3 protein-coding genes are annotated in these 1,545 nt (G+C 66.4%); all 3 read right to left on the reverse strand.

The annotated features are described in order from the left end of the window. Positions 1-103: 103 nt before the first annotated feature. Positions 104-349, reverse strand: a complete 246-nt coding sequence (locus ACWCSU_RS52775) for an ATP-binding protein (RefSeq protein ID WP_449945244.1) — start codon at positions 347-349, stop codon at positions 104-106. Between the two features lie 13 nt (positions 350-362). Continuing rightward, positions 363-899: an ATP-binding protein gene (locus ACWCSU_RS52780; protein ID WP_449945247.1), complete on the reverse strand. Its 537-nt coding sequence runs from the start codon at positions 897-899 to the stop codon at positions 363-365. Further along, the coding region (locus tag ACWCSU_RS52785; RefSeq protein WP_449945249.1) for a Mu transposase domain-containing protein at positions 896-1,545 on the reverse strand (650 nt) is incomplete at its 5' end. The genes ACWCSU_RS52780 and ACWCSU_RS52785, both read right to left, overlap by 4 nt.

Genomic DNA, 1,545 nt, shown 5'->3' on the forward strand with positions numbered 1-1,545 from the left:
CGAGTGCGGGTTGGCGGACCCGAAGGTGGTGGCGCGGTGCATGCCCTTGACCGACGTCATCGCCGCTCGCGCGGTCGACATCGCGTCGCGGGCGCGGTCCCCGTTACCCCACGCTGGCCTGCTCGGCCTTCGCACGGGTTCGCGCCAGCCGGTAGGAATCGGTTCCGGTTTCGATGATTGCTCCGCCGAAGGTGAGCCGGTCGACGATGGCCGGGCAGAGCCGAGGGTCAGTGAAGGTCTTGGTCCAACCGCCGAAGGACTCGTTTGAGGCGATGGCCAGGCTGTTCTTCTCCTCGCGCTCGGTCAGCACCTGGAACAGCAGCTCAGCGCCTCGGCGGTCCAGCTCCATGTAGCCTAGTTCGTCAATGCAGAGCAGGTCGACGCCGACCGTAGCGGGCGATTGTTTTGGATAGCTGCTTGTCGTCGGAAGCCTCGACCAGCTCGTTGACGAGCTTGGTCGCCAGGATGTATTTCACCCGGAATCCCGCCATCGCAGCCTCGGTTCCCAACGCGATGAGCAGATGTGACTTTCCGGTGCCCGAATCGCCGATCAGGCAGAGCGGCTGGCCCTTCTTCACCCATTCACATGAGGCCAGGGTGTGGATCACCGCCGGGTCGATGCTGGGGTTGGCGTCGAAGTCGAACTCGCGCAGCGACTTGTCGCGGGGGAACTGAGCGGCCTTGATACGACGTTCAGAGCGGCGCCGTGCACGATCGTCGCACTCGGCCATCAGCAGCTCAGCGAGGAACCCGCGGTAGGACATTTGCTCGCGGGCGGCGGCCTCGGCGAGTTCGGGGAACTTCGCCCGAATGGTTGGCAGCCGCAGCATCCGGCAGGCTGTGTCCACGGCAGTCTCCGCGGCCTGCTCGGTCAGCCCGCGATTGCGGTTGAACATCATTGCGTCTCTCCCTCACTGGAGGAGCCCTGACCGCTGGATCGGCGGCGCAGTAGCTGGTCATAGACCGCAACCGAAGGCAGCGGCCGGTTGTCGGGCGGAAGCTGGGCCAGCCTCCGCGCGGTCAGCGACGTCACCGTGGCGTGCTGGGTGGGCTCCGGCGGCTGCTGCGATGAGGTCACCGACTCCGCCTGATCGGCTTCGGCCGCCTTACGAGCTTCCAGCGCCACCGCATCGGCGGTCAATGCGCCGGCGCGAAGTGCGGCGGCGATCCCGGCGACGAGGTGTTCGTGGGCCATATGGCGACCCAGCAACAGCACCTCGACCAGGGCTTTAGTGCCCTCGGAATCGCCGTGTGCTTTGCAGGCGGCAGCCCACCACTCGTCATGCACTGGGGTGAAACGCCCAGCTGCGCGGGCCTGATCCAATGCTGTGGCGCCCGGCAACGCGCCGGGCTTGCGCACCAACGCCTCCAGGTAGTGGTCCAGCACCAGGCGAGCTTGGCCCTTGGCCTTCAATCGCTCATGGCGGGCGACAACCTCGCGCCCGTCAAAGACGACCAGTTCGGAGGCGTGCAGAACTACGCGCACGTTTCGGCCGATCAGGCGCACCGGCACCGAGTAACGGTTCGTGCGGACGTGGATCTGGC

The organism is Nonomuraea sp. NPDC001699, from assembly GCF_053596455.1.

Bases quoted from the DNA above. Each gene is read 5' to 3' on its own strand.
- ACWCSU_RS52780 (WP_449945247.1), bottom strand. From the start codon at position 899: ATGATGTTCAACCGCAATCGCGGGCTGACCGAGCAGGCCGCGGAGACT.
- ACWCSU_RS52775 (WP_449945244.1), bottom strand. From the start codon at position 349: ATGGAGCTGGACCGCCGAGGCGCTGAGCTGCTGTTCCAGGTGCTGACC.